Source organism: Paraburkholderia sp. SECH4 (assembly GCF_030511745.1).
Taxonomy (GTDB): domain Bacteria; phylum Pseudomonadota; class Gammaproteobacteria; order Burkholderiales; family Burkholderiaceae; genus Paraburkholderia; species Paraburkholderia madseniana.
The window spans coordinates 1-4,464 of record NZ_JALOCP010000091.1; the positions used below are offsets into that span (position 1 = coordinate 1).

A 4,464-nucleotide genomic window follows, 5' to 3' on the forward strand; every position below is an offset into this window, starting at 1 on the left:
CCCGCCGCTTCATCTGCAAACCGAACGGGCAGTACATTAATCAGCGTTTCCCTAGGTATAGGAGGTAATCATGCAATGCGGGTACCGTGGGTGGATCATAGACGCGACGCCGGACTTCTCCCTTGGGAAATTCTTTGCGCACGCGCGACTGGTTCGCGTTTCGGCTGACGATGACGTTGACGGCGAAATGCACATCGAGCGTGATCTTTCCTATTTCGACACGGAGGAAGAGGCGATCGAAGTTGCCCAACAATGGGCGTTTGCATGGATATGCGAGCGCGACGGCAGCGTCGATGGTATGCAGCACGAGACACAGGCATCCCGGAGCGGTATTCCGGACGAAATTCCATTCAGATGAAATGCTGAATGCGCTGCGCCCACGCTGACTTATTCATGTAAGCGCACCTTGCAACGCCGTAGCAGGAAGTCCGGACACACAAAGAAAGCGGCGCCGCCGGCCGGGTGTCGGGACGCCGCCTGAATCACACACTCGCAGGACTCGGGAGACCGCACGAGTGACTTGAAGGTATCGTTCGCCACCGCTCGCTTCAAGACGAAAAATCTTCGTTTGTAGCGAGGCCAAAAGCATTAGTTACATCATTTAATCTGATGACTTCGCTACGCAACCGGCCACGATGGTCCTTTGGCGTGGGCGCGCGACGGTCGCGGTTTTTGGAATTTACAAAATCAAAAATTTCTTACAAAACTGCTCATCGGTTGAATCCAACCAACAACATGTTCCGGGTCATCGTTCATCAGATTTTCCTGGAAACCAGGATTTCCTTCAGTGCATCGGCGTAACGTAAGCCGCACACCGCAATTCCCCCCGAGTGCAAATTTTTGTGCGTCCCAGTTCGACCCACGCCTCGCCTGGCGCAGATCCCTGTTGGATCGTGTATGCCCATGCTATGTCCACGATCTGACAATTCAATTGGGGGTTCGGCCTAACAGGCACAGCGAATGCTTCATCTGCATCGTGTCGTCGCCAACTGTGGAGTCATTGCGGAAAAGCACGCCGGATGGCGACTCCGGCCACCCGTCCGGAATGGCCAGGAAGATGGCGAGCGTTTTCATAGCTCAAAGGCTTACGATAGAAAACCTGGTACACCGCTCCCATTGCCATGGCGGAACCAGGAGGCGAACACGCAGAACGGTCCCGCGGCTCATTTCGATGAGCACTCCGCGAGGGGGGAGGGCACATGAACTTAGTGAATGGAAGGATCAGACGAACCGATCCGAAGCGTGTCGTAATGTTCAGACCGGCCGAGCTTGCGCATTCGGGTGCAGGTAGCCCGGGTTCAGGCATCAAGGCCGCACCGCCTGCGCGGGGCAGACGCCTTGCGCTTTGGGTAGCGTCGGCAAGCGCATTGGCTGTCGGGGTCATGGGTATCGTCGCGTATGGCGATCGGTTCGACGATGATCAGGCGCTCGGGATCATCGGACCCACGTCGCCAGCGCAACACACGTCTTGGTCCGGTCATGTCGCGCTACCAGCGTCACCTCCCGCTCGCGGAACTGCGGTTGCCAGTACTGAGCTTACCCCGCCTGTGTCTTCCGCTTCGTCCGATCACCGCGCTGGACCTACTCCGGATTCTGCTGCGCCGCAGTCGGTTACACGAGGGCCTGGTCAAGCAAGCTATGCCGCCACACAGAATCGCCGCCATTGGGCGCCGCACGTGAGAGCAATCGCGCGGCATGCGCCGGGGATCACCCTAGCCACATCGCCAACGCAACAAGCGTTTTCGTCCGGTCATGTCGAGAGATCATCGTCACCTCCTGCCCCGGAAACTGCAATTGACAGTGCTGAGCTCGCCCCGCCCGCTTCGTTCGATCAGCGCGGTGCACCTTCTCCGAATTCTGCTTCACTGCAGATGGCTGAAGGACAGCCTGCAGGCGGTCACGGCGGAGGCGGTTCGGGTGCCGCCGGTTCAGGCGGAGGCGGTTCGGGTGCCGGCGGTTCAGGCGCCGGCGGTTCGGGCGCCGGCGGTTCGGGCGCAGGTGGTTCGGGCGCCGGCGGTTCGGGCGCAGGCGGTTCGGGCGCAGGTGGTTCGGGCGCGGGCGGTTCGGGCGCGGGCGGTTCAGGCGCGGGCGGCTCAGGCGCGGGCGGCTCAGGCGCGGGCGGTTCGGGCGCAGGCGGTTCGGGCGCAGGCGGTTCAGGCGCGGGCGGTTCAGGCGCAGGCGGCTCAGGCGCGGGCGGTTCCGGTGCAGGCGGTCACGGCGCAGGCGGTCACGGCGGAGGTGGGAACGGCGGAGGTGGGAACGGCGGAGGCGGGAACGGCGGAGGCGGGAACGGCGGAGGCGGGAACGGCGGAGGCGGGAACGGCGGCGCNNGGTCAAGGTAATCGGCCACCTTATTTTCAGCCGCCCTTTCGAGCAGGAGACGAAGGTCATGCCGGCTACCGAACGGGTAATCCCGATTGGATGGAACATGAAGCCGTGAGATCCGTTGCGTATGTCCATCTCTCTAGCGGAAGCTCCGATGGCTGTATCCAGCCGGCCGCCCAGTTCGGTGCAACACTGAGAGACGAATGTCAGCTACCGAAGTGCATCGGCCATATGATCGTCCATTTGCTCAGGTAGAGGAATGACGGGAACTGGCCGGACACACCCATTGCGATCGGCGGAAGCCGCTCAAGCTGCGACGGCCGCCCGTTTGATCCTGTTCGTCTGCCGCCGGCTGGGTTGATCTCGGTTCGGTGGCGAGGTTGTCACCAATCAACGGGCGAAGCCGCGAGACGTTTGAAGATGTCGTAGCGGCAGCTAAATAGAAATGTCGTGTTTTTAAGGGTTAAAAGGTCTGTCTTTCATGGGTTACTGATCACGCAGTGTCGAAGGAGGGCGCCTGAACGGGCAGGGCGCTTACGTCTGTTCCACTGTCCCTTGCAGACCGCCGGCCAGGTTTGCGTTTTTGCGTCGGCTGCCTGCGTTGTGCCAGTTCCGTGATCACACCGTTGATGTCATCCTGTGTGAATTCACGCTGCTTCTTCGTGCCCTGCGCGCGTTCCGTTGCCCGAACCGGTTGTCCCTGATTCGTGCGCGCAGGGGAGCCCGAGATGCGCCGGTTGTCGCGTTGCGCCTGGATCGCCTGCGCGACCTGCAGTACGTGACCCAGACGCTTGTGCTCGACGATGGCCCCCTGATCGATCTCGGCCAGCCGGTCGTACTGCCTGTACGGCAGCACACGGCCATCGGCGCGGATCTCGATGCGTCCGTCCGGATACTCCCACACGTCGATGTAGCGGTGGATCAGTTTGCGGTTCTCCGCCGTGTCATCCAGCAGGTACATCACGCGGTCGTACTGCACCGTCAGCGACTTCGTCACGCGTCGCGTCTCGCGCCAGGTCATCAGCAGGTCGAGATGCTCGTCAGCCCGCAGCGGCCGGTGTGCATCGAACTCACTCTTCGGTGGCCTGGCAAACCGCGCGTTGTAGGCTGCCATGAAGGAGGGCGCATACGCATTGGCATCAGCCACCGTGCTGATGCCGCGCAACCGCATCTCCTTCACCATGCGGTCCTGCAGCGTGAGGTGGGCACGTTCGACGCGGCCCTTCGCGGAACTGCTGTTCGCGCAGAACGTGTCGATGTTCAGTTCGTACATCGCCCGGCCGAAATGCGTCACGCTGCTGCCCGTTTCATGGGCTTTGCCACTGCGAAACACGCTCGCCTTGTCGCTATAGAACGCGCCGGGCTTGCCGTGGCATTCGATGTACGCACGCGTCGCCTCGAAATAGCTGAAGGTTGATTCGCTCGCCGTGAAGTGCAGATGCATCAGCCGGCTGGTCGCATCGTCAACGTACACCAGCAGTGTGCAGGCCGGCGCCCGTTCCTCGAACCACCGGTGATCGCTGCCATCGATCTGCACCAGCTCGCCCAGACACGCACGACGGGCCCGCGGCTGATAGACCTTCGGCGGGCGCTGCCGGCGCGGCACCCACAGCCCGGCCTCGGTCATCAGGTGCCGCACGGTTTCCTTGGCCATCCGGATGCCGTGGCACTCCCAAAGCTTCTCGCAGGCCAGCGTCGGCCCGAAATCGGCGTAGCGCTCACGAATGATCGCCAGCGCCCGCTGGGCCAGTCCTTCGTCCAGCTTCCGGTTGCCGGAACGGCCACGTCTGCGCGAGGCCAGTCCCGCCGCACCGGATTCCTGATAGCGGATCACCAGGCGCTCAACCTGACGCACGGTCAGGCCCAGACGTTCGGCCGCGCGACCAGGCTTGAGGCCCATGTCGACAACGGCCTGGATGACCTTCAAACGGTCGAGTTCGCGCATGTTCAATGTCACCAGTGTGGCTGGACACATGGCCGACTCCGAAATCTCGCAACGGACCGACCAGCATGCCAGCGTTCAAAAACACGACATTTCTATCTAGCTAGAACACGACATTTACATAAAGCTACTACATCACTGATGTTGATTCTTGGTACCTATGGCGTGGTGTTGCGTTGGTGTGGTTTTTCCGATTT

3 protein-coding genes are annotated in these 4,464 nt (G+C 61.5%); all 3 read right to left on the reverse strand.

Features of this window, described 5'->3' with window-relative positions; genetic code table 11:
- Positions 1 to 40: 40 nt before the first annotated feature.
- The 3 genes from M0D67_RS41665 to M0D67_RS41675 all read right to left on the reverse strand — a co-directional run bounded on the left by M0D67_RS41665 (position 41) and on the right by M0D67_RS41675 (position 4,270).
- Positions 41 to 307: a hypothetical protein gene (locus M0D67_RS41665; protein ID WP_266243575.1), complete on the reverse strand. Its 267-nt coding sequence runs from the start codon at positions 305 to 307 to the stop codon at positions 41 to 43.
- Between the two features lie 620 nt (positions 308 to 927).
- Complete coding sequence (locus M0D67_RS41670; RefSeq protein ID WP_154567412.1) at positions 928 to 1,074, reverse strand: hypothetical protein; 147 nt, start codon at positions 1,072 to 1,074, stop codon at positions 928 to 930.
- Between the two features lie 1,744 nt (positions 1,075 to 2,818).
- Complete coding sequence (locus M0D67_RS41675; RefSeq protein ID WP_266243577.1) at positions 2,819 to 4,270, reverse strand: ISNCY family transposase; 1,452 nt, start codon at positions 4,268 to 4,270, stop codon at positions 2,819 to 2,821.
- Positions 4,271 to 4,464 lie beyond the last annotated feature (194 nt).

Bases quoted from the DNA above. Each gene is read 5' to 3' on its own strand.
- M0D67_RS41670 (WP_154567412.1), bottom strand. From the start codon at position 1,074: ATGAAAACGCTCGCCATCTTCCTGGCCATTCCGGACGGGTGGCCGGAG.
- M0D67_RS41675 (WP_266243577.1), bottom strand. From the start codon at position 4,270: ATGCGCGAACTCGACCGTTTGAAGGTCATCCAGGCCGTTGTCGACATG.